Here is a 22,168-nt window from a genome sequence, read left to right as displayed (position 1 = left end):
GGTCAAGCGGGCCGGGGTCGCAGGCGTGTCAAGCGCGCGAGACGCGTCCCGAGGCATCAGGCGCCACGGGTCAGCGGCATCAGCCGTCCGCCGCGGCGCGCGGCGCGCGCACGATCATCGACTGGCTGGCCGTCGCCATCAGCACCCCATCCTGCGAGAACAGGTTGGCGTCGCCATGGGCGAAGCCGTCGGCCATGCCGCTGAGCCAGATGTCGCAGAGCACCCACTCGGTCGGCACCAGGCGGTGGATGCGGAGCGTATTGTCCAGGCTGTTGCCGCCGGCAAAGGCGCCCAGCATGGACGAGATACCGCGCGGCACGAAGTCGGCCAGGATCGCCAGCACGGTCGCGTCCACCACCACGTCGCCCCTGGGCCGGGCCCAGATCAGGGTGCGCCCGTCCGGCTCCAGCTGCTGGGTGCGCTTCGGTCCCTTGAAGCCGCGCGCGATGCGTACGTCGAGCCGGCTGTTGAGGTCATCGTCGCTGCGGAACCAGTCGGGATCGCAGTCGTCAGGCGGGGGCACCTCCGGCATCTGGCGGCCCTGGCGGGCGGTCGGTCCGGGCCGGCTGCCCAGTGCTGCCATCACCGTGATGATCTCGCGGTCGTCGATGTGGATCTTGGCATTGGCCTGGGTGTTGAACTTGCCCTGGACCGGGGTCCAGACGTCGATGTCGACGATCGAGGGCGGCCGGGCATAGCCCATGTACTGCGCCGTCGCCCACACCAGCGGCCGCCCGGTCGTGCGCTCCAGCGCCGCGATGGACGAGCCCAGGCCGACGCCGCCGAACATGAAGCGGCTGTCCGGGTGGCCCACACAGATGTGCGGCTCCACCGGCATGAACCAGCGATGCGGATTGTGCGTGGCTTTGAGGTCGAAGAAGAGCTTCGGCATGGAGCGCCTGCGTCGGGGACGGTAGCGCCCTCTACACTACAGTCCGTAGCGCGACCAGAGCAGGCGTTCCTCGAGGGCCGCGAGCGTGCGCTCGGGCAGGGCCGCGACGGCGCCGGCGCCCGGCCGCCTAGCCCACCAGGGCTGGCGCGGCTCGATCAGGCGGAAGCGCAGGGCCTTGCCGAAGCGGGCGCGCAGCACGCTGCGATGGTCGCCCAGGCCGTCGACCAGGCCCAGGGCATGGGCTTCCGTGCCCGACCAGACCAGGCCCTCGAACAGTTCGTCGTCGCTGCCCTTGAGCTTGTCGCCGCGACGCTCGCGCACGAACTCCTTGAAGATGCGATGGATGTCCTGGTGGATCGTGCGCAGGCGGGCGACATCCTCCGGGTTCTCGGGCCGGAACGGGTCCAGCAGTGCCTTGCGCCGGCCGGCGGTGTAGACGCGCCGCTCCACCCCCAGCTTGTCGATCGCTTCCGTGAAGCCGAAGCCGGCCGACACGACGCCGATCGAGCCCACCAGCGATGCCGGATCGGCAAAGACCTCGTCCGCCGCCAGCGCCAGGATATAGCCGCCCGACGCCGCAACGTCCTCGCAGAAGGCGAAGACCGGCTTGTTGTGCTCCTCGGCCAATGCGCGGATCCGGCGCGCGATCTGGAAGGAGGCGACGGCAGCACCCCCCGGCGAGTTGATCAGCAGGCCCACGGCGACGCCCGGCAGCCGGAACGCCGCGTCCAGTTCCCGCGCCAGGCCCGGCAGGTTCAGCCGCTGGTCGAAGCGCCCCTGCGGGCCGATGCTGCCGTGCAGGCGGATCAGGTTGACGCGGGGGCTGCTCTTCAGGCTCTCGAAGGGCAGGGCCTCGATGATCCGGGAAATCGGCATGGGGGGCTTTGTCCTTGCAAACGTGTCCCGTGCAACATGGGCATGGTGCCGGGCCGCGCAAAGGCCTGGACGGTCAGCCGAGCGGACAGAGCCGGCGCAGCACGTCCTGCGCGGCGGGCGTGTAGCGGCCGTCGGCGCCATGCAGCACCAGCGACGGCAGCAGGCGCAGCGGCGCGCGCGCCCCCTTGGCGGCCCGCAGCAGGACACGGCTGGCCGGCGCGCCTGCGCGCGGCAGCACGGGCAGGACGTCGATTCCGCCACAGCGCCCGTCCACGGCCCCCAGGATTTCGGCCAGGCGCTCGGCGCGGTGGACCATGGCAAAGGTGCCGCCGCCGCGCAGGCGCCGCAGCATCAGGTCGATCCAGGCCGCCAGGGGCATCGTCTCCAAAGATCCCGCGCGGCGCAGCACCTCCGGCGACGGCGGGCTCCGCGCGGGATCGTAATAGGGGGGATTGGAGATCGCCGCGTCGAACGGGGCGGACGCGCGAAAGGCGGCGAGGTCCGCCAGCACGAAGTCCACCCGTTCCGCCAGGCCCGCCCGTGCGGCACTGGCAACGGCCATGTCGCGCAGGTCGGCCACCCGCTCCAGGCCCGTGACCCGCACGTGCGGACAGCGCAGGGCCAGGCTGAGCGCGGCGGCGCCGGTGCCAGAGCCGGCGTCGAGCACGGTCGCGGCCCCGCGCGGGGCGACGAACGCGGCCAGCAGGATGGGATCGACCGCGACGCGATAGCCACGGCCGGGCTGGTCCAGGTGCAGCCGGCCATCGTGCAGCGCGTCGCGCGTGGTGGTGGCGTCCATCACCGCGGCAGCAGTTCCGCCTGGCGCAGGATCGCGCGCGCCTGGACCGCATCCTCGTCCAGCACCATCAGGCGGCGCGGCAGGATGCCCAGGCTGCCCTCGACGCCGGACGTGTGGCTGTCGAACACCACCGACTCGATTCCGGCATCGCGCAGCAAAGCCTCGCAGAACGAGAGCAGCACGATGTCGTTGGTGCGGAGCAGTTCGACCATGGCGTTCCCATCCTGTGGTCCAGGCGTATAGTGCAGATGCTTGGCACGCCAAACGGGTCTGCCAGGCGGCCGGGCAGGGGTGCCGGCCCGGGCGCCTTGACCCGGCCCGGGTTGCCCAGCCTGTTCGGCCATGTGGCAGCACGGCGGCTTGACCCGTCCAAAGCGCCACACCTAGTGTGCAGCCGCAATAGTACTGCGCGGTCGGCCATCCTGAATGGCGCATTCCGCCAGTCGTCCTGAGGGTGAGGTCATCTTGGGTGTCGTAGTCACACTGGAAGGCGAACGGGGCCAGCAGCGCTCTGCGCTGGACCAGCTTGCCGCCCTGGTGGCAGCGGACCTGGGCCGGGTCAACGAGACGATCCTGCGCCTGATGACCAGCGAAGTGCCCCTAATTCCCGAACTGGCCGGGCATCTGATCGCCTCCGGCGGCAAGCGGCTGCGGCCCATGCTGCTGCTGGCCGCGGCGCGGCTGTGCGGCTATCGCGGCGAGCGCCACATCAAGCTGGCGGCGTGCGTCGAGTTCATCCACACCGCGACCCTGCTGCATGACGACGTGGTCGATGCCAGCGAAATGCGGCGCGGCCAGTCGACCGCCAACATGGTCTGGGGCAATTCGGCCAGCGTGCTGGTCGGCGATTTCCTGTTCACCCGCTCGTTCCAGCTCATGGTGGAGGATGGCTCGCTCGCCGTGCTCGCCATCCTCAGCAACGCCTCGCGCGTGATCGCCGAGGGCGAGGTGATGCAGCTGATGACGACGGCCGACACGTCCACGTCCGAGGATGCCTATCTCAAGGTGATCGCATCCAAGACGGCGGCCCTGTTCTCTGCCGCCTGCCGGGTCGGCGCCGTGGTGGCCGAGCGGCCGCGCGTCGAGGAGGATGCGCTGGAGGCCTATGGCCGCAACCTTGGCATCGCGTTCCAGCTGGTCGACGACGCACTGGACTATGCCGCGCGCCAAGCCAGCCTGGGCAAGACCATCGGCGATGATTTCCGAGAGGGCAAGATGACGCTGCCCGTCGTGCTGGCCTTCCGGCGCGGCACGGACGAGGAGCGCGCGTTCTGGCGCCGCGCGCTGGAGCAGGGCGAGCAGGACGACGGGGCGCTGGCCCATGCCATGGCGCTGCTGGGCAAGTACAACGCGATTCGCGACACGGTGGAGCGGGCGCGTCATTACGGCGCCGTGGCCCGCGATGCCCTGGCGATCTTCCCCGACAGCGAGATGAAGCAGATCCTGTCGGACACCGTCGAGTTCGTGATCGAGCGCGGCTACTGAGGCGTCGCCGGCGCCCCGGGTGCGGCCACCGGGTCGTTGCCCTGGTGCGGCGTTCTGGCACCCGGTGCATTCCGGTGCGCCAGGGGCTTGCAGCGGCCGGTGGTGCGGTGTATCAGACGCGCCTCCCGCCGCTTCGGGCGATGCGGGACACAGTGTCGGGGCGTAGCTCAGCCTGGTAGAGCGCTTGCTTCGGGAGCAAGAGGCCGGAGGTTCGAATCCTCTCGCCCCGACCATTCAAGTCCATGACTTGATCCCGCCAGGACCTCTCCTGGCCTCCTCCAAATTGGAACATGCGTCTGCCCGGGAAACCGCCGGTGACCTGGGGGCTCGTCTTTGCCGTGGCCGTCTCGGGCTATGCGATCTGGCTCCTGAAAATGCGCGGCGAGCGCGAGGAGGCGGTGATGGCCGTGGTGCTGGGTTTCCTGACCCTGCTGGTCACGATCGCGTTCCTTGCCCCGTCCCGCGACTGAGGCGTAGAGATCCCGTCGGTATCGATTGAACGCCGTTTACAGGGATCAAAGTTCCGTGTGTATGCTTATGGCGAGAAACAACACGGGAGAAACGCCATGGACGATCTGGACGCCGCACGCAAGGTTCGCGAGGCCCTGGTCGGGTATCGGCGCAAGCTGCTGCACAACATGGCCGTGGCGCCTGCCTGCGGTAGCCGCGGCGCGCTGACCAGCGCGATTGCCCTGCGCGAGGTGCAGGCCGACATCGAGATGCTGGACCGCATCATCGCCGAGGAAGAGGATTCGATGGGCCGCGCCACCGCGATCGGCATGGCCCATGCGACGCACTATTCCGCCCATCCGGTCTGACCGACCGAATATGACTGCCCGCCCGCGGCGTCCGGTCGGGCGCCGCGGGGGAGCGCCGTGAGAGACGCCTGGCCGGTCGAGGGGGACGAGGGCCTGTTCCGGCATGAGGTTCTGGGCATGCTCCGTGCGGCCGTGGATTGCCCCATGTGGACCGGCGTGGCGCGACACTTGGCGAGGGCGCCGGACCTGGTCCTGATCGAGGCGGAGGGGCCCTGGTTCCCCGCCGGACCGCCCCGCGCAGGTGGTGTCGCGCGGCTCGAATCGGCGTTGGGGCAGCTTGAGGCGACGCTGCTGCCACGCGCCGTCGACGCGGTCAGCCAGGCCCGGCAGGCGCGCCTGGGCTGGCGTGCCGGTCCACCGCTCGACTGCTGGACAATCCTGGGCGTGATCGTGGATGCGGACGACCGGCTGTGGCTGAGCGTTCATGAGGCAGAGACGGACGAGTATTCGCGCTGGGTCGTGCGCTTCGAGGCGGACGACCGCGCGGTTGAGGTCCGACGGGCGCCGTTCGTCGATACCGGCTGGGGCGCCCTCCTGACCGGTGCGACCGTCTGATCCTCTTGCGGCCTAACCCTTGGTCTGGGGTGGCTGGGCCAGGCTGGCGAGGGAGGGCAGGCCGGTGGCGTCCTGGGTCAGGCCCAGTTCGCCCAGCAGCGCGTCGATCAGCGGGGCCTGGGCGCGGTAGCGCAGCGCACTCTGCACCACCGCGTCGCCGGGCGAGGTGGGTGCCGCGGTGCCGTTGGCATGGCCTGTGCCGCCGCCCGCCATGCCGTCGACCTGCATGATGCGGATCGATTCGATGCGCTCCATCGGCTTCACCGATTGGGCAATGATCGCCTGCATCTGCTCGATCAGGGCAAGGCGGGTGCGCATCGCGATGATCTCGGCGCTCAGCTTGTTGTCGGCCTCGTTCAGGGCGACGCGGCCCGCGGCCTCCACCTCGTAGCGGCGCGCGGCGGCGTCGGCGCGGGCGCGCTCGGCCTCCGCCTCGCCCTGGGCCGCGATGCGGGCGCGTTCGGCATCGGCCTGGGCCTGGGTGCGCACGGCCTCCGCCGCGTCGAGGGCGGCCAGCTTCTCCGCCTCGGCCTTGACGCGCACCGCGATCGCCTCGCGCTCGGCCGCCTGCCGGGCGACGATCAGCTCCAGTTCCTTTGTGCGTTCGGCGCGCGTCGTCTCGCGCACCGTCACCACGTCCTCCTCCGCCTTGACCGAAGCGGCGCGGGCGCGTTCGGCCTCGGCATTGGCCTCGGACTGCGCCTTGGAGCGTTCGGCGACGGCGATGTCTCGGCCCTGCGCGGCAAGGGCCTCCGCCTGCTCGCGCTCGATCTCGCGCTGGCGCACCAGGCGCGCATTGTCGATCTCGCGCTCCTTGAGCTGCTGGTCGGCCTGAAGCTGGGCCAGGCGCGTCTCGCGCTCCGCCTGGATACGGGCCGTCTCCGATTCCTGCTTGCGCGTCGCCTGCTCGCGCGCGATCTGCGCGTCCTGCTCGGCCTTCATGACCGCGATCTGGCGCTGCTGCGCCATCCGGGCCTCCTCCTCGGAACGCTCAAGGTCCAGCTTCTGCTTGGCCGCCTCCAGGTCGCGGGTGCGGATCTGGATCTCGGTCTCGCGCTCGACGTCGTTGCGGCGCTTGCGGCGTTCCTCGATCGCCTGGGTCAGCTTGGTCAGGCCCTCCGCGTCGAAGGCGTTGTTGGGGTTGAAGAACTCACGCGCGGTCTGGTCCAGCCCGGTGAGCGAGACGGATTCAAGCTCCAGGCCGTTCTTCAGGATGTCCTCCGACACCGCGCGCTGCACGCGCTGGACGAAGTCGACGCGCTTCTCGTGCAGCTCTTCCATGCTCATCTCGGCGGCGACGGCGCGGAGCGCGTCGACGAACTTGCCCTCGACCAGTTCCTTCAGGGCGCCGGGCTGCATCGTGCGGCGGCCAAGCGTCTGGGCGGCATTGGCGATCGATTCCTTGGTCGGCTGGACGCGGACATAGAATTCGGCCTGCACGTCGACACGCATGCGGTCCTTGGTGATCAGGGCCTGCTCCGCCGCCCGCCGCACCTCCAGGCGCAGCGTGTTCATGTTGACGGGTATGACCTCGTGCAGCACGGGCAGGACCAGTGCGCCGCCATCCACCACTACGGTCTGGCCGCCGGCGCCGGTGCGGACGAAGGCGATCTCCTTGGACGCCCGCATGTACAGGCGCGCGATGATGAAGCCGATGGCGACCAGGGCCACCAGGATGATGACGGTGGGTACCAGGATGGCGATAAGGTCCATGGTCGGGCTCCTGCGATGGGATCAGTCGGGGCGGGCCAGGAAGACGGCATTGCGCCGCGCGGTCAGGCGCACGGGCATGCCTTCGGTCAGTGTCTCGCGCGCGTCCTCGGGTTCGACCAGGACGTAGTGGGTGCGGCCATGCGCGTCGCGCAGCTTGGCCTGCGCCGGCATGCCGGCGGTCGCGGCGCCAAGGGTCAGGACGGCGCGGGCGCCGACCAGCCCGTCGACCGACTGGGCGGAGGTTTCGACCGACGGCAGCAGCCGGGCGAGCCGGCGCGCCAGCCAGCGCGTGCCGAACGCCGCCACCGCCAGGGCGGGCAGCCCTGCCGCCCAGTCGGGCAGCGCTGCCCCGCCCAGCGCCAGGGCGGCCGCCTGGAGGCCCAGGCCGGCCAGGCCGAACAGGGTCAGCATGGCGATCAGGACGACCAGCAGGGGCGCATGCCCGACGCCCAGCCAGTCCAGCACGCCGCCGCCCCCATGGGCGCCGGCCACGTCGTGATCGACCTCCAGATGATCGGGCAGGAAGCCGTCCAGCCAGGTCGCGACCGAGCTGCCGGCGATGGCCAGCAGCAGCGCCTCCAGCAGCGCCAGGCCCGCGACCAGGCACAGCGCCACGGCAAAGGCGCGGGACGGTTCCCCCAGCAGCAGCTCGATCATCGCGGTCCTCCCGCTACGGAGGATACATCACCCGGTGCGGCCGCTGCCTGTGAACACGATCACCCAGGGGTCGATTGGCCGGTCCTCAGGCGCTGCCGGGCGGCCCCTTGGTCGTCGAGTACTCGAAGTGCAGCGCCTTGTCCGGGTGCACCAGCGGATAGATCGCGTGCGCGGCCATCGCCGCTTCGGCAAAGCCCGACAGGATCAGCTTGAGCTTTCCCGGATAGTGCGCGATGTCGCCCACGGCAAAGAAGCCGTCGCGATTGGTGGCCATGGTGGCGGGATCGACCTGGATGTGGCTGCGGTCCAGCGCAAGGCCCCAGTCGGCGATGGGGCCCAGCGTCATGGCCAGGCCATAGAAGGGCAGCAGGACATCGGCCGGGATCACCTTTTCCTGCCCGTCCAGCGTGGCGACGCGCACCCCGTCCAGCACGCCGTCCGCCCCCTCCAGCCCGCTGAGCTGATAGGGCACGACCAGATCGATCGTGCCGGCGGCGGCCAGCGCCTCCAGCTGGGCGACGGTGCCGGGGGCCGCGCGGAACTTGGCCCGACGGTGGACCACGGAAACCTTGGCCGCGACCTCGGCCAGGCTGATCGCCCAGTCGATCGCGCTGTCGCCGCCGCCCCCGATCACGACGCGCTTGCCCCGGAAATCCTCCCGCCGGCGCACGAGGTACAGCACGCCGCGCCCCTCGAACTCAGCCAGGCGGTCGAGCGGCGGCCGATTGGGGCCGAAGGCGCCGGCCCCGGCCGCCAGGATCACGGCGCGGGCCGCGATGCGGGTGCCCTTGGCCGTGCCCAGCAGCCAGCCCGGCCGATCGCTGCGCGGCTCGACGCTCAGCACCTGCTGGTCCAGGCAGAAGGTCGGCGCAAAGGGGGCTGCCTGGGCCTCAAGCTGCTGGATCAGTTCCTCCGCCCCGATGCGGGGGTGGCCGGGAATGTCGAAGATCGGCTTTTCGGGATAAAGCGCCGTGCACTGACCCCCGACTTCCGCCAGGCTGTCGACGACGACCGATTTCAGACCCAGCATGCCCGCCTGGAAGACGGCGAACAGGCCGACGGGGCCGGCTCCGATGATGGCGACGTCGGTCTCGATAAGCTCTGACATGGGCGTGCGACTGCTCTGCCTTGCGAAGGAGTGCGCACCATGCGGGCGGTGCCGACACGGTGCAACCATCGTCTATCAGGTTCGTGACCTGGGATCGGGGGACCGCTAGAACGGGTGCATGGGTGATTCCCCCGTCCTGACCCTGGCCGACCCGCAGGCAACCGCGGCATTCGGCGCCCGTCTGGCGGGCCTGCTGCGGCCAGGCGACGTGCTTGCCCTGCATGGTGACCTGGGGGCGGGCAAGACCGCCCTGGCGCGCGGCCTGCTGGAGGCCCTGGGCGTGGACGAGGATGTGCCGAGCCCGACCTTCACCCTGGTGCAGACCTATGAAGTGGACCCGGCGACGGTCTGGCATTTCGACCTGTACCGCCTGAAGCGCCCGGACGAGGCCTGGGAACTGGGGCTGGAGGAGGCCCTGGCGCACGGCATCAGCCTGATCGAGTGGCCGGACCGGCTGGGCCCGCTGCTGCCGGAGGAGCGCCTGGACATCGAATTGGCCCATGCGGGCGAGGGGCGGACGGTCCGCCTTGTGGGCCATGGCGGCTGGGCCGCGCGGCTGGAGGACCTGACATGACGCCTGCGCGCGACGCCGACATTCGCGCCTTCCTGGCCGCACAGGGCCTGGGCGGCGCAACCCGGGTGCCGATCTCGGGCGATGCCTCGTTCCGCCGCTATGAGCGGATCGGGGCGGGGGCGGGCAGCCTGGTGCTGATGGATGCGCCGCCGGGACGGGAGGATACGCGCCCGTTCGTGGCGCTGGCGCGGCACCTGCTGGCCCAGGGCTACAGCCCGCCGCGGATCCTGGCGGCCGATGTCGTCAACGGCTTCCTGCTGCTGGAGGACCTGGGCGACGACACCTTCGCCGCACTGCTGGCGCGGGGCGAGGGCGAAGAGGAGGCGCTGTACCGGGCCGCCGTCGCCCTGCTGGCCGATCTGGCGGAGCGGCCGCTGCCGCAGCCCGCGAACCTGCCCGACGGCAGCACCTTCACCGTGCCCGCCTATGACCGCGCGACATTCTGCGCCGGGCCGGAACTGATCCCCGAATGGTACCTGCCGGCGGTTCTGGGCGGGGCCATGCCCGACGCGGCGATGGCTGGCTTTCGCGCCGCCTGGGCGGCGGTCTGGCCCGAGGTGGAAACCGCGGCGCCCGTCCTGGTCCTGCGCGACTATCATGCGATGAACCTGATGTGGCTGCCGGACCGGCAGGGACTGGCGCGTGTCGGCCTGCTGGACTTCCAGGACGCCAGCGTGGGCCCCGCCGCCTATGACCTTGTCTCGCTGCTCCAGGATGCGCGGCGCGACGTCGGCGTGGGGCTGGAGACGGCGATGATCGCGTCCTATGCGGCCCTGCGCGGACTGGACCCTGAGGCGTTCGAGCGCGGTTATCGCGTGCTGGGCGCGCAACGCAATGCCCGCATCGTCGGCCTGTTCGTTCGCCTGATGGAGCGCGACGGCAAGCCCTGGTACCTGGACCTGCTGCCGCGCGTCTGGCGCCACCTGGAGGCCGACCTGGCACATCCGGCCTGTGCCCCGGTCGCCGCCTGGTTCGACCGCTGGCTGCCCCACGCGCGGCAACGCGGGGACTGGCGGCACGCGGGCATGGACGCTTCAACCGGAAGTCGATAGACAGGCAAGCATTGCAATGAGCGACCAAGCCACCGCAGAGATGGGCGCGATGATCCTGGCCGCGGGCCTTGGCACCCGCATGCGTCCGCTGACCGAGACGGTGCCGAAGGCGCTGGTGCAGGTCGCCGGGCGCACCCTGCTGGACCGGGCGCTGGACCGCGTGGCCGAGGCGGGGCTGGGACGCGCCGTCGTCAACGTCCACTACCTGGCGGAGCAGGTCCGAAGCCACCTGGCGGGCCGCGTGGGCCGGCCGCCGGAGGTCGTGATCTCGGACGAGACGGAGCGCCTGCTGGAGACGGGAGGCGCGCTGCGCCAGGCCCTGCCGCTGCTGGCGGGCGATGCGATCCTGGTCCTGAATGTTGATGCCATGTGGCGCGACGGGATGCGCCACACCGTTCGGTCGTTCATCCAGCGCTGGGATCCGGCGCAGATGGACGTGCTGCTCCTGGCGGTGCCGGCACCGCTGGCGGTCGGGTACGAGGGGCAGGGCGACTACCTGATGGCGCCCGATGGACGCCTGAAGCGCCGGCCCGAGACGACGGTCGCGCCCTTTGTCTATGGCGGGCTGGCGCTGCTGAAGCGGACGCTGGTCGAGGCCCGCCCCCCTGGTCATTTCGGCCTGGCCCGCGTCTTTGACGAGGCGGAGGCGAACGGCCGCCTGTTCGGCCAGCGCTTCGAGGGGCAGTGGATGCATGTCGGCACGCCGGCCGGCGTGCGCGCCGCCGAGGCCGTCCTGGCCGAGGCCTGGTAGGGCGTCGCCCGCACCATGGCAGACCCGCGGCTGTTCGCGATCCCTGCGGGCACGCCGTTCCTGGACGCCCTGGCGCGCGGCCTGCTGGACCTGCTGCGGCAGGCGGGCGCGCCCCAGGAGAACGACCTGGGCGAAACGCTGATCCTGCTGCCCAACCGCCGCGCTGTCCGCGCCCTGACGGAAGCGTTCCTGAAGGCGGCGGGCACGACCGCGCTGATCCTGCCGCGCATTGCCGCCCTGGGCGACCTGGACGAGGACGAACTGGTCATCGCCGAGGGGCTGGACCTGCCGCCGGCCATCGCCCCACTGGAGCGCCTGATGCTGCTGTCGCGCCTGGTCGCGGCGCGTCGGCCGGCTGGCGCGGCCATGGAGCCGACCCAGGCGTTGAAGCTGGCGCGCGCCCTGGCCGACCTGCTGGACGAGGCGGCGACGGAGGAGGTCGATCTTCATCGCCTGGCCGACCTGGTGCCGGCCGACCTGGCGCAGCACTGGCAGGACAGTCTGGAATTCCTGGAGATCCTGACCAGGGCATGGCCGGCGGTCCTGGGCGAACGGGGCCAGATCGACTTTGCCGACCGCCGCATCCGGCTGATACGCGAGCAGGCCCGGCGCTGGACCCATGCCTCGCCGCGCGGCTGGGTGATCGCCGCCGGCTCCACCGGTTCGATCCCGGCCACGGCGGACCTGCTGTCGCTGGTGGCGCGGCTGGAGCGTGGTGCCGTCGTCCTGCCGGCCCTGGACTTCAGCCTCGACGACGAGGCCTTCGACGCGCTGGACCCGGGCCACCCGCAGGCGGGCCTGGCGCTGCTGCTGCGCCGCATGCGGGCGTCCCGCGCGGACGTGCGGCCGTGGCCGGGGACCGCGGGGCCGCCCAGCCCCCGCGCGCACCTGCTGTCCGTGGCGCTGCGCCCGGCCCGGGCCACGGCCGACTGGGCCGAGGCGCGCAGGCACCTGCCCCTGGACGCGGCCTATAGCGGCCTGAGCCTGCTGGAGGCGGCCTCGCCGCGGGACGAGGCCGCGGCGATCGCCCTGCTGCTGCGCCAGGGTCTTGAGGTGCCTGGCGCCCGCACCGCGCTGGTGACGCCCGATCGCGGCCTGGCGCGGCGGGTGGCGGCAGAGCTTGGCCGCTTCGACCTGAAGGTCGACGATTCCGCGGGGCGGCCGCTGGCCCGCACCGAGGGGGCGGTTTTCCTGCGCCTGCTGGCGGAGATGGCGGTGCACCAGTTGGCCCCGGTGCCGTTGCTGGCCTGCCTGAAGCATCCGCTGGCAAGCCTGGGCGTCGATCGCCGGACCCACCTGTCCGACGTCCGCCAGCTAGAGCGTCGGGTGCTGCGTGGCGTGCGGCCGGCGCCCGGACTGGCGGGCCTGCGCCGCGCCCTGGCCGCGCTGGTCGCGGAGCGGGGCGAGCAGCCGCGCCTTGCCTCGATCCTGGACCGGATCGAGGCGTCCTGCGGCGTCCTCCTGGACCGGGTGGCGGCCCCGCAGACGCCGCTGGACGGATTGATCGACGCGCTCGTCGCCGCGGCCGAGGCCCTGGCCGCGACGGCCGAGGAGCCGGGGTCCGAGCGCCTGTGGCGCGGGGCCGAGGGCGAAGCGCTGGCGGGCTTCGTGGACGAGGCGCGGCGCGCGGCGGCGGTACTGGCGCCGCTGGCCGGGCGCGCCCTGGCGCCGCTGCTGACCGAACTGATGGCGGGAAGCGTGGTGCGCCCGACCTTTGGCACCGATCCCCGCATCGCCATCTGGAGCCCGATCGAGGCTAGGCTTCAGGGGGCCGACCGCGTGATCCTGGCCGGGCTGAACGAGGGGACCTGGCCCGCACTGCCGGACGTCGACCCGTGGCTCTCGCCCCGGATGCGGCAGGACCTGGGCCTGCCCCCGGCCGAGCGGCGCATCGGCCAGTCGGCCCACGACTTCGCCGTGGCCGCCAGCGGGCCGGAGGTCGTGCTGTCGCGCGCGACGAAGGTTGAGGGGACGCCCACGGTCCAGGCGCGCTGGCTGGCGCGGCTTGAGGCGCTGGCCGGACGGCCGCCGCCGCCGAACCCGGCATCCGGCTGGGTTGCCGCCCTGGATCCGGCGGAGGGTGCCCCGCCGCCGCCGCCGCAGCCCCGCCCGCCGCTGTCGGTGCGGCCGCGCGTGCTCTATGTCACCCAGGTCGAGCAATGGGTGCGCAATCCCTACGCCCTCTATGCCCGGCAGATCCTGAAGTTGCGGCGCCTGGACGACCTGGACGCCGATCCCAGCGCCGCCGACCGCGGCACCGCGATCCATGACGCGCTGGACCAGTTCCTGCGCGACTGGGGCGAGCGGCCGCTGGCGGGCGAGGACGCCTATCGCCACCTGGTGGAGGTCGGGCGCAGGGCTTTTGGCGCGACGCTGGACCGGCCCGCGGCGCGGGCCTTCTGGTGGCCGCGCTTCCAGGTGATCGCCCGCTGGTTCCTGGAGCAGGAGCAGCGCCGCCGTGCCCTGGGCTGGCGGCCGCTGGTGAGCGAGGTGGAAGGTGCGCTGGACCTGGCGGCGCCCGGTGGCAGCTTCACGGTGAAGGCCAAGGCCGACCGGATCGACGCCGGCCCCGGCGGCCTGGCCATCATCGACTACAAGACTGGCGGCATTCCCAAGCAGGACTGGATCGACCTGGGCTTCGCTCCGCAATTGCCGCTGGAGGCGGCGATCGCGCTGGGCGGCGGCTTTCCGGGCGTGGATGGCGGGCAGGGGGTTGCCGCGCTGGAGTACTGGCAGCTGAAGGGTGCCACGGGCAAGGACCGCGTCGCGCTGGTGAAGGGCGCGCCGGCCGACCACGCCGCGGCGGCGCTGGCGCGGCTGACCGACCTGGTCGCCGCATTCGACCGGGTGGAGACGCCCTATCTTGCACGGCCCCGCCCAGCCTATGCGACGGCCAACGACTATGAGCACCTGGCCCGCATCGCGGAATGGGCGCCGCTGCTGGACGCCGAGACATGAGCGGCCTGCCGCGCGACCGGGCCGTGCTGGCCCAGCGCAGCGCCGCCGATCCCGGACGGTCCGTCTGGGTCAGCGCCAATGCCGGCACGGGCAAGACGACCGTGCTGACCAACCGCATGATCCGCCTTCTTCTGGCGGGCGTCTCGCCCGCGCGGATCGTCTGCCTGACCTATACGCGGGCGGCGGCGGCAGAGATGGCCAATCGCCTGATGCAGCGCCTGGGATCCTGGACCGCGATGCCGGAGGCGGAGCTGCGCGCCGCCCTGGTGGCGCTGACCGGCGAGCCGCCGGAGCCGGAGACCATCGCCCAGGCACGCAAGCTGTTCGCCAGCGTCCTCGACACGCCGGGCGGACTGCGCATCGACACGCTGCACGGCTTCTGCCAGGGCCTCCTGCGCCGCTTTCCGCTGGAGGCGGGCGTGGCGCCGCATTTCGCAACGCTGGAGGATGCGGCCGGCGTCGCGCAGGAGGTGCGGGAGGCGATCCTGGCGCGCGGCATCGCCGAGGGCGCCTCGCCCCTGGGGCAGGCCTTGGCCCTGATCGCCGAGCTGGCCGACGAGATGCCCTTCGCCAGCCTGATGGCGGACCTGGGTGGCCGGCGCCTGCGCATGGCGGACCTGGCCGCGGTGTCCGATCATGGCGCGCTGCTGGACGCCGCCCGTTCCCTGCTGGCCCAGGCGGCGGACGCGGGCGACCCGGAGGGGATCCTGGCCGCCGCGGTGGCGGAGGGCGCCTTCCCGCGGGCGCGGCTGCGCGATGCCGTGCAGGCCCTGCTGCTGGGCGGCAAGACGGACGAGGACAAGGCCAATGCCATCGCCGCCTTCCTGGCGGCGGCGGAGGGCCAGCGCCTGGGCGCGTTCGACGCCTATTGCCTGGCCTACCTGACGGCGGAGGGTGCCCCGCGCGCCAGCCTGGCGACCAAGCCGGTGCTGAAGAAGCATGACTGGCTGGAGGACGTCCTGGCCGGGGAGCGCGACCGGGTGCTGGCGGTGCGCGAGGCGCATGCCAAGGCGACGGCGCTGCGCGCGACCGCGGCCCTGCTGCGCCTGGCCCTGGACGAGTTGGCCGCCTATGGCGCGGCGAAGGGACGGCTGTCTGCCCTGGATTTCGACGACCTGATCCGGGGTGCGCGCGACCTGCTCGAACGGCCGGGGATCGCCCCCTGGGTGCTCTACAAGCTCGACGGTCTGGAGCACGTCCTGATCGACGAGGCGCAGGACACCAGCCCCGCGCAATGGCGCCTGGTGGAGGCGCTGACGGGCGAGTTCTTCGCCGGCAGCGGGGCGAACACCGGGCGCCGCTCGATCTTCGCCGTGGGCGATCTGAAGCAGTCGATCTTCTCGTTCCAGGGGGCCGATCCGGACGCCTTCGCCGCCAGCGCCGACCGCCTGGCGGCACGCGCCCGCGCGGCGGAGACGGCCTTCATCGAGCAGCCGCTGCATGTCTCGTTCCGCTCCGCCCCCGTCATCCTGGATCTGGTCGACCGGGTCTTTGCTCCGGCCGAGATGCGCGCCGGCCTGGGCCGGGAGGCCGTGGCCCACCAGGCCGCGCGGGAGGGACAGGCCGGCCTGGTCGAGCTGTGGCCGCCGGAGGGACCGCGCAAGGAGGATGCGGACGAGGAGCCGGATGCCGCCGCGTCGGGCTTCGAAGCGCCGACACGGCAGGAACGCCAGGACGACCCGTGCGAGCGCCTGGCGCTGCGCATTGCCCGGCGCATCCGTCGCTGGCTGGACACGGGCGAGATCCTGCACGCGCGCGGCCGCGCCGTGCGCCCCGGCGACATCATGATCCTGCTGCGCCGGCGCGACCCGTTCGGCCCGGCCATCGTGCGCGCGCTGAAGGGCCTTGCCGTGCCGGTGGCCGGCAGCGACCGGCTGGTCCTGACCAGCCACCTGGCGGTCATGGACCTGCTGGCGCTGGCGCGCGCCGTGCTTCTGCCGCAGGACGACCTGAACCTGGCCACCGTGCTGAAGGGGCCCCTGATCGGCTGGGACGACGAGGCGCTGTTCGCCCTGGCGCATGAGCGCGGCCCCGATCGCCTGTGGACCGTGCTCCGGGCCCGCGCGTCCGGGGACGGGGCAGCGCCCGACCTGGTGCGGGCGCACGGCATCCTGGCGGAGGTGATGGCCCTGGCCGACCGGGTGCCGCCGTTCGAGTTCTTTTCCCACGTCCTGGGCCCCATGTGCGGGCGCGCGCGCCTGGCCGGGCGCCTGGGGCCGGAGGCGATCGACGCGATCGACGAGTTCCTGGCCCAGGCTTTGGCCTTCGAGCGGGAAGGGGTGCCGTCGCTGCAGTCCTTCGTGCACTGGATCGCCCGCAACGAGCCTGAAGCCAAGCGCGACATGGAGCGCGGCCGCGACGAGGTGCGCGTCCTGACTGTCCATGCCTCCAAGGGGCTGGAGGCGCCGATCGTGATCCTGCCCGACACCTGCGCCGTGCCCACGATCGCAGGCGCGCTGGTCTGGCCGCCCGATGGGCCGCCGCTCTGGGCGCCGGGGGTCGCGAAGCAGATCCCCCCGCTGGTCGCCCTGCGTGATGCCGCCAAGGCGGCGCGCGAGGCGGAGCAGCGGCGCCTGCTCTATGTCGCCCTGACGCGGGCGGAGGACCGGCTCTACATCGCGGGCTTTCATGGCCGCCGCCAGCCGGACGCGCAATCCTGGTACCGCCTCGTCGAGCCCGCCTTCGCCGAGGCGGAGCAGGTCGTGGACGAGGATGGGCAGGTGGTGCGTCGCTTCGCGCATCAGCAGGTCGGCCCGCCGCAGCACCGACCGGAACCGCCGGCCCGAACCGCCGCCGTGGACGACCTGCCGGCCTTTGCCCGCCGGCCCGCCCCGCCGCCGCCGGACGAGCACTGGCTGGCGCCATCGCAGGCGGCCGCGGCCAGCCCCCTGGGACAGGCTGGGGCGCTGCGCTGGCAGCGCGGGCGCCTGATCCACCGCCTGCTACAGACCCTGCCCGACCTGGAGCCCGGTGCCCGCGACCCGGCGGCGCGGCGCTGGCTGGCGGAGCCTGGCCATGGCCTGGAGGCCGCGGCGCAGGACGAGATCGCGGGCGAGACGCTGGCTTTGCTGCGTGACCCACAGACGGCAGACCTGTTCGGTCCGGGCAGCCGGGCCGAGGTGCCGCTGTGCGGCCGCATCGATGGCCGCTTCGTCACGGGCCAGGTGGATCGCCTGCGCGTGGCCGCCGACGGCATCCAGGTCATCGACTTCAAGACCAGCCGTCCGCCGCCGCTGGACGTGGTGAAGGTCGATCCCGCCTACATCCTGCAGATGGCCCTGTACCGCGCGCTGCTCCAGGCGATCCATCCCGGCAGGCCGGTGCGCGCCGGCTTGATCTGGACATTCGGCCCGCGCCTGATGTGGCTGCCGGATGCCCTGATGGAGCGGGCGCTGGCGGCGTCGCGCGAGCCTCCCGGCGGTTGACACGGCGCCGCTGTTTGCCTAGCTTCCGCGGCCTTGAATACAGGGGTGGCCGGTGCCGCCCTTGCCGGATTCGTTCAGTCGAGGGGCGGTTGAGGCCCCGGAGCCAGGGCCATGAAGATCGTCAACTCGCTGAAGTCGCTGAAGGGCCGTCACCGGGACAACCGCGTGATCCGCCGCAAGGGCCGCATCTACGTCATCAACAAGACGCAGAAGCGCTACAAGGCCCGCCAGGGCTGAGCCCCCGGGGCTTTCGTACCCCTAGAATCGTGACTGCCCGACCCCAGGACCAGATCCGGGGGGCGCGGCAGTCATGAGTGCCATCGCACCGGCCACAGGCCAAAGCGCGGGCACCCAGATGGCGGGCATCCAGGGCGCGGCAGCGCATGAACCTGCCGCGGTCCTGCACATCTGCCGCCAGGACAGCTACCAATCCCGTGCCCTCGTCCCGGGGGAAGCGCTGCCGGACGGGCTTGTCTGGGTCGACCTGGTCAATCCCACGCCGGAGCAGGAACAGACGGTCGAGGCCTGGATCGGCGTCGACCTGCCGCCGATGGCATCGCTGCGCGACATCACCGCCAGCCGACGCTTCCGGCGCAAGGGACGCGCGGCCATCCTGATCCTGCCCCTGCTGGTGCAGGAGGCGACCGGCCATGCCCATGCCGAGCCGGTGGGCTTCATCCTTGTACCCGAACTGCTGGTGACGCTGCGCGCGACCACGCCCGCATCCTTTCGCAGCTTCGTGGAGGAGATCGACGCCAGCCGGCTGGACTGCCCCGAATCCGTCCTGATCGGCCTCGTTGAGGCGGTGATGGGCGAAGTGTCGGACGTACTGGAGCGGACGGCCGCCGAGGTGGCGCCGCTGGCCCGGCGGGCCTATGCCGCAACGTCGGAACTGGGCGGCCGGGGCCGACGGGCCGACCAGGTGCTGCAGGCCCTGATCCGGGCTCTGGGCCGCGAAGGCGATTCGATCGCCGTCCTGCTGGACGCCCTGATCTGGCTGGACCCCATCGCGGAATTCCTGACCGAGGTCAGCGGCCATTCGTTCGAACCCCGCCACCTGACGCGCATCCGCGCGTTCGACCGAGACATCGCGGCCCTGGCGCGCCACGGCGAGGGGATGTCGACGCGGATCCAGATCCTGCTGGAAACCGCGATGGGCGCCATCACGCTGCGGCAGAGCGTGATCAACAAGATCCTGTCCATCGTCGCCGTCGTCTTCATGCCGCCCACGCTGGTCGGCACCGTCTATGGCATGAATTTCGCCAACATGCCGGAACTTGCCTGGCCCTGGGGCTATCCCATGGCGCTGGGCGTGATGGGGATTGCGGCGGTGGTGCCTTACCTGTTGTTCCGCTGGCGCGGCTGGCTGTAGCATTTTGTGCGTGTGCGAACGCCAAGCCCTTCGCGGGGACACGCATGGTCCATCCCCCTCATCCCGCCCTGGCCCAGGTCGTGCTGGTCCTGCTGGTGCTGGCCCTCTCGGCGGCGGCATGGCCCGCCCAGGCACGGGAGGATGAGATGCTCGACCGCCTGTTCGCCCAGTTGAAGGCCGCCGGCTCCCCGGCCGAGGCCGCGCCGATCGAGGCACGGATCTGGGACGCCTGGATGCACAGCGGCAATCCCAGGGCGGATCAGCTTGTGCTGCGCGGCACGCGCGCGATGCAGATGCGCCAGGGCGGGATCGCGCTGGCCCTGTTCAACGCCGCGATCGAGATGGAGCCCGACTTTGCCGAGGCTTGGAACAAGCGGGCGACGCTGTACTACCTGCTGGACCAGTACGACAAGTCGATCGCCGACTGCGCCCGCGTCCTGATGCTGGAGCCGCGCCATTTCGGGGCGCTGTCGGGCCTGGCCATGATCCACCTGGAACGGGGCGACAAGGCCAAGGCGCTGGACGCGTTCCGCCGGGCGCTGGCGGTGAACCCCAACCTGCCCGGCGCGGCCGCCCATGTCGATGCCCTGGCCGAGGAGGTCGAGGGCAAGCCGATCTGAACTGACCGCCTGGGCACAGGGGCGCTTGCGGTCCATGTCTCCCCCGCCTGGGGCGGGGGATGTCCCTGGGATGCGCGTCAGGCGCCGGCGAGAAGGGCGAGGCCCGCGATGCCCACGCCGGCCCCCAGCGCGCGACCCGCCAGGCGGCCGATCGTGCGGCTGCATGCCACCGCGATGGCGAGGCCAACCACGTGCAGCAGGGCAGTTCCGGCGACGAAGCCCGCGGCATAGGTCAGGCCGCTGGCGTCGGCGGGTGCTTCCGCCCCATGGGCAAAGCCGTGGGCGATGCCGAACACCGCGATGACGGCTGCGGCCAGGGCAGGCGCGGGCTTGTAGTCCATGGCGATCGCGGCACCGAACGCGACCAGGGAGAGGACGATGGCCAGTTCGACGAATGGCACCTCTGCCCCCGTCATGCCGATCGCACCGCCGGCCAGCATCGACCCCACAAACGCGGTCGGCCACAGCCACAGCGCCCGGCCACCGGCCAGGCCCGCCCACAGGCCGACAGCGATCATGGCCAGCAGGTGGTCCAGCCCCAGGATCGGGTGCAGGAAGCCGTGCGTGAAGCCGTGGGTCGCCCCGGCCCCGGTATGGGCGAAGGCCGGACCCGCCACCAGGCAGAAGGCCAGCGGCAGGGCAAGATGCTTGAAGCGGATCATGGCTGCGTCCTCAGGCTGCGTCGGCGGACAGGCCGCCGGCGGTCTCGATGAAACTGGCGACCTCGGCCACGCCGTTGCCGCCACGGATGCTGGCGAACAGGAAGGGCCGTTCGCCGCGCATCCTGCGGGCATCGCGGTCCATGACTTCCAGGCTGGCGCCGACCATGGGCGCCAGGTCGATCTTGTTGATGACCAGGAGGTCCGAGCGGGTGATGCCCGGGCCGCCCTTTCGCGGGATCTTGTCGCCGGCCGAGACGTCGATGACATAGATCGTGATATCGGCCAGTTCGGGGCTGAAGGTCGCGGCCAGGTTGTCACCACCCGATTCGATCAGCACCAGGTCCAGGGCCGGGAAGCGGTTCCGCATTTCCGCCACCGCCGCCAGGTTGATCGAGGCGTCCTCCCGGATGGCGGTATGGGGGCAGCCGCCCGTCTCCACCCCCAGGATCCGCTCGGGCGGAAGCGCGCCGGAGCGGGTGAGGAATTCCGCGTCTTCCTTGGTGTAGATGTCGTTGGTGATGGCGGCGATATCGTAGCGCTCGCGCAGCGTCTTGCACAGCGCGTCCATCAGCGCGGTCTTGCCGGACCCGACGGGCCCGCCGACCCCGACGCGCAAGGGGCCGTGAACGGATTGGCTCATGTTGTGAACAGCCTCGTGTACTGGGTTTCGTGGGCCATGGCGGCGATGTCCGACCGGAATGCGGCACCCGATACATGGTCGAGCGGGTCGCTGGCGGGGTCCAGGCCAGCGGCCCAGGCAGCGGTCGCGATGACGTCATCCGCGATGTCGGCCAGGGCCTGCTGCGCGTGCGTCTGGCCCAGCGGCACAAGCCGCTGCGCCGCGGAGATCAGGTTGGCGGCGAAGGCATGGAGGTAGCCCGTCAGGCCGGGGCCCAGCGGCACGCCGTGACCCGCGGCCAGCACCGCGACGGCGACGGGGTAGGGCAGGGCGTCGTCGCGCAGGTCGTCCAGCAGGGCAAGCGTCGCGGCTGGCCAGGAAGCCATCGAGATCCGGCGGAATGCCGCCCCTTGCGCCATCGTCTCGGCCCGGCGCTCCTTCATCGGCGCCAGGGCAGCCCCCAGCTGTGCCAGGTCGCGCAGGCCGGCGGCATCGCCGGCGCGCGCGGCATGCCAGGCGAAGGCGAACAGGACGGCATCGGTGCGGGCCGAACCCGCCAGCAGCAGGTCGGCAAGCCAGTCGGCCAGCCCTTCGCGCGTCGTCACCCAGCCCTGCTCCACCGCCCACTCCAAGCCATGCGACCGGGTGAAGGCGCCAACCGGATAGGACGGCGACAGCCAGGCCAGCAGGCGATAAAGGGCGGCATCAGTCGTGGTGATGATGGCCCCCATGGTCGTGCGGGTGGTCGTGGTCGTGACCGTCGCCATCATGGTGGTGGTGACCATGCGTGGCGGGTGCCGAATAGGCGCCGCCTTCGGGATCGAAGGGCGCCTGGACCATCGTCACGGTGCCGCCCAGGCCGCGCACCATGTCGACGATGACATGGTCGTCGCGGATGCGCAGGCGGTCGCCCAGAAGCTGCGTCGGCAGGTGGCGGTTGCCCAGGTGCCAGGCAATGCGCACCAGGTCGTCGCGGTCGCGCGCCGATATCTCGGCCAGCGTCTCGTGCGCGGCCTCGACCACGACGACGGCGCCGTCGTCCAGGACCAGGCCATCGCCGTCGCGCAGCCGTGCAGCCTGGGCCAGGTCCAGCAGGAAGGCCCGGCCGCCGACGCTTTCCAGGCGGATGCGGCGGCGATGACGGGCGTCGTGGTCCAGCACGACCCGGTCGACCGCAGCACTGGCGTCGAAGGTTCCGGCATGGGCCAGCCCGGTGATGCGGCGCATGACCA

23 protein-coding genes and 1 tRNA gene are annotated in these 22,168 nt (G+C 71.8%); 13 read left to right on the top strand and 11 right to left on the bottom strand.

All coding sequences use genetic code 11. From position 1 onward, the window contains the following. Window positions 1–79: 79 nt before the first annotated feature. The 4 genes from ACI6GS_RS16920 to ACI6GS_RS16905 form a co-directional block, all read right to left on the bottom strand. Window positions 80–892 (bottom strand): acyl-CoA thioesterase, encoded by an 813-nt coding sequence (locus tag ACI6GS_RS16920; RefSeq protein ID WP_439814630.1) that lies wholly within the window; start codon window positions 890–892, stop codon window positions 80–82. A gap of 36 nt (window positions 893–928) precedes the next feature. Continuing rightward, the gene (locus ACI6GS_RS16915; protein ID WP_439814629.1) at window positions 929–1,768 is read right to left on the bottom strand and encodes a S49 family peptidase; all 840 of its coding nucleotides are present in this window, start codon (window positions 1,766–1,768) and stop codon (window positions 929–931) included. A gap of 73 nt (window positions 1,769–1,841) precedes the next feature. After that, a complete protein-coding gene (locus ACI6GS_RS16910) occupies window positions 1,842–2,567 on the bottom strand; it encodes a tRNA1(Val) (adenine(37)-N6)-methyltransferase (RefSeq protein WP_439814628.1) in 726 nt (241 codons plus the stop codon). After that, a complete protein-coding gene (locus ACI6GS_RS16905) occupies window positions 2,567–2,779 on the bottom strand; it encodes a putative signal transducing protein (protein ID WP_439814627.1) in 213 nt (70 codons plus the stop codon). Before ACI6GS_RS16905 ends, ACI6GS_RS16910 begins: the two co-directional genes overlap by 1 nt. Window positions 2,780–3,032: 253 nt before the next feature. Between ACI6GS_RS16905 and ACI6GS_RS16900 the strand changes: the two genes are divergently transcribed. From ACI6GS_RS16900 to ACI6GS_RS16880, 5 genes are all read left to right on the top strand, one after another. Then, a complete protein-coding gene (locus ACI6GS_RS16900; protein ID WP_439814626.1) occupies window positions 3,033–4,052 on the top strand; it encodes a polyprenyl synthetase family protein in 1,020 nt (339 codons plus the stop codon). A gap of 156 nt (window positions 4,053–4,208) precedes the next feature. Further along, a tRNA-Pro gene (locus tag ACI6GS_RS16895) sits at window positions 4,209–4,285 on the top strand. 81 nt (window positions 4,286–4,366) lie between these two features. Continuing rightward, window positions 4,367–4,522 (top strand): hypothetical protein, encoded by a 156-nt coding sequence (locus tag ACI6GS_RS16890; RefSeq protein WP_439814625.1) that lies wholly within the window; start codon window positions 4,367–4,369, stop codon window positions 4,520–4,522. Window positions 4,523–4,618: 96 nt separating this feature from the next. Then, window positions 4,619–4,870, top strand: a complete 252-nt coding sequence (locus ACI6GS_RS16885; protein WP_439814624.1) for a hypothetical protein — start codon at window positions 4,619–4,621, stop codon at window positions 4,868–4,870. A gap of 57 nt (window positions 4,871–4,927) precedes the next feature. Continuing rightward, on the top strand, window positions 4,928–5,425 hold the full coding sequence (locus ACI6GS_RS16880; RefSeq protein WP_439814623.1) for a hypothetical protein: 498 nt from the start codon (window positions 4,928–4,930) through the stop codon (window positions 5,423–5,425). A gap of 12 nt (window positions 5,426–5,437) precedes the next feature. On the opposite strand, the gene ACI6GS_RS16875 is transcribed toward ACI6GS_RS16880, so the two are convergent. From ACI6GS_RS16875 to ACI6GS_RS16865, 3 genes are all read right to left on the bottom strand, one after another. Next, complete coding sequence (locus ACI6GS_RS16875) at window positions 5,438–7,138, bottom strand: flotillin family protein (RefSeq protein ID WP_439814622.1); 1,701 nt, start codon at window positions 7,136–7,138, stop codon at window positions 5,438–5,440. A 21-nt stretch (window positions 7,139–7,159) separates the two neighbouring features. Further along, window positions 7,160–7,795: an OB-fold-containig protein gene (locus ACI6GS_RS16870; protein WP_439814621.1), complete on the bottom strand. Its 636-nt coding sequence runs from the start codon at window positions 7,793–7,795 to the stop codon at window positions 7,160–7,162. Between the two features lie 85 nt (window positions 7,796–7,880). Further along, window positions 7,881–8,903, bottom strand: a complete 1,023-nt coding sequence (locus ACI6GS_RS16865; protein ID WP_439814620.1) for an NAD(P)/FAD-dependent oxidoreductase — start codon at window positions 8,901–8,903, stop codon at window positions 7,881–7,883. A gap of 118 nt (window positions 8,904–9,021) precedes the next feature. On the opposite strand from ACI6GS_RS16865, the gene tsaE reads away from it, so the two are divergent. The 8 genes from tsaE to ACI6GS_RS16825 all read left to right on the top strand — a co-directional run bounded on the left by tsaE (window position 9,022) and on the right by ACI6GS_RS16825 (window position 19,655). After that, complete coding sequence (gene tsaE, locus ACI6GS_RS16860) at window positions 9,022–9,477, top strand: tRNA (adenosine(37)-N6)-threonylcarbamoyltransferase complex ATPase subunit type 1 TsaE (protein ID WP_439814619.1); 456 nt, start codon at window positions 9,022–9,024, stop codon at window positions 9,475–9,477. Further along, window positions 9,474–10,529 (top strand): aminoglycoside phosphotransferase family protein, encoded by a 1,056-nt coding sequence (locus tag ACI6GS_RS16855; protein WP_439814618.1) that lies wholly within the window; start codon window positions 9,474–9,476, stop codon window positions 10,527–10,529. The genes tsaE and ACI6GS_RS16855 overlap by 4 nt, the downstream gene beginning before the upstream one ends. A 16-nt stretch (window positions 10,530–10,545) precedes the next feature. Beyond that, window positions 10,546–11,280 carry a nucleotidyltransferase family protein gene (locus ACI6GS_RS16850; protein ID WP_439814617.1) on the top strand — a complete coding sequence of 245 codons (735 nt, stop codon included), beginning with the start codon at window positions 10,546–10,548 and terminating at the stop codon, window positions 11,278–11,280. A gap of 15 nt (window positions 11,281–11,295) precedes the next feature. Beyond that, window positions 11,296–14,238 carry a double-strand break repair protein AddB gene (addB, locus tag ACI6GS_RS16845; RefSeq protein ID WP_439814616.1) on the top strand — a complete coding sequence of 981 codons (2,943 nt, stop codon included), beginning with the start codon at window positions 11,296–11,298 and terminating at the stop codon, window positions 14,236–14,238. Next, the gene (addA, locus tag ACI6GS_RS16840; RefSeq protein ID WP_439814615.1) at window positions 14,235–17,663 is read left to right on the top strand and encodes a double-strand break repair helicase AddA; all 3,429 of its coding nucleotides are present in this window, start codon (window positions 14,235–14,237) and stop codon (window positions 17,661–17,663) included. The genes addB and addA overlap by 4 nt, the downstream gene beginning before the upstream one ends. Window positions 17,664–17,774: 111 nt before the next feature. After that, complete coding sequence (ykgO, locus tag ACI6GS_RS16835) at window positions 17,775–17,900, top strand: type B 50S ribosomal protein L36 (protein WP_439814614.1); 126 nt, start codon at window positions 17,775–17,777, stop codon at window positions 17,898–17,900. A 73-nt stretch (window positions 17,901–17,973) separates the two neighbouring features. Further along, complete coding sequence (locus tag ACI6GS_RS16830; protein ID WP_439814613.1) at window positions 17,974–19,035, top strand: CorA family divalent cation transporter; 1,062 nt, start codon at window positions 17,974–17,976, stop codon at window positions 19,033–19,035. Between the two features lie 44 nt (window positions 19,036–19,079). Continuing rightward, complete coding sequence (locus ACI6GS_RS16825; protein ID WP_439814612.1) at window positions 19,080–19,655, top strand: tetratricopeptide repeat protein; 576 nt, start codon at window positions 19,080–19,082, stop codon at window positions 19,653–19,655. Between the two features lie 77 nt (window positions 19,656–19,732). Here the strand turns inward: ACI6GS_RS16825 and ACI6GS_RS16820 are convergent, their stop codons facing one another. From ACI6GS_RS16820 to ACI6GS_RS16805, 4 genes are read right to left on the bottom strand one after another with little or no spacing between them, the layout of a single operon-like run. After that, window positions 19,733–20,317, bottom strand: coding sequence for a HupE/UreJ family protein (locus ACI6GS_RS16820; RefSeq protein ID WP_439814611.1), 585 nt, complete (start codon window positions 20,315–20,317; stop codon window positions 19,733–19,735). Window positions 20,318–20,327: 10 nt separating this feature from the next. Then, window positions 20,328–20,957 (bottom strand): urease accessory protein UreG, encoded by a 630-nt coding sequence (ureG, locus tag ACI6GS_RS16815; protein ID WP_439814610.1) that lies wholly within the window; start codon window positions 20,955–20,957, stop codon window positions 20,328–20,330. Beyond that, window positions 20,954–21,721: an urease accessory protein UreF gene (locus tag ACI6GS_RS16810; protein WP_439814609.1), complete on the bottom strand. Its 768-nt coding sequence runs from the start codon at window positions 21,719–21,721 to the stop codon at window positions 20,954–20,956. The genes ureG and ACI6GS_RS16810 overlap by 4 nt, the downstream gene beginning before the upstream one ends. Then, on the bottom strand, window positions 21,642–22,163 hold the full coding sequence (locus ACI6GS_RS16805; protein WP_439814608.1) for an urease accessory protein UreE: 522 nt from the start codon (window positions 22,161–22,163) through the stop codon (window positions 21,642–21,644). Before ACI6GS_RS16805 ends, ACI6GS_RS16810 begins: the two co-directional genes overlap by 80 nt. Between the last annotated feature and the right edge of the window lie 5 nt (window positions 22,164–22,168).

This window comes from Zavarzinia sp. CC-PAN008, assembly GCF_051903925.1.
Classification (GTDB): Bacteria; Pseudomonadota; Alphaproteobacteria; order Zavarziniales; family Zavarziniaceae.
The sequence above is the reverse complement of the archived record's forward strand: the minus strand, read 5'-3'. Positions and strand labels throughout refer to the sequence as shown.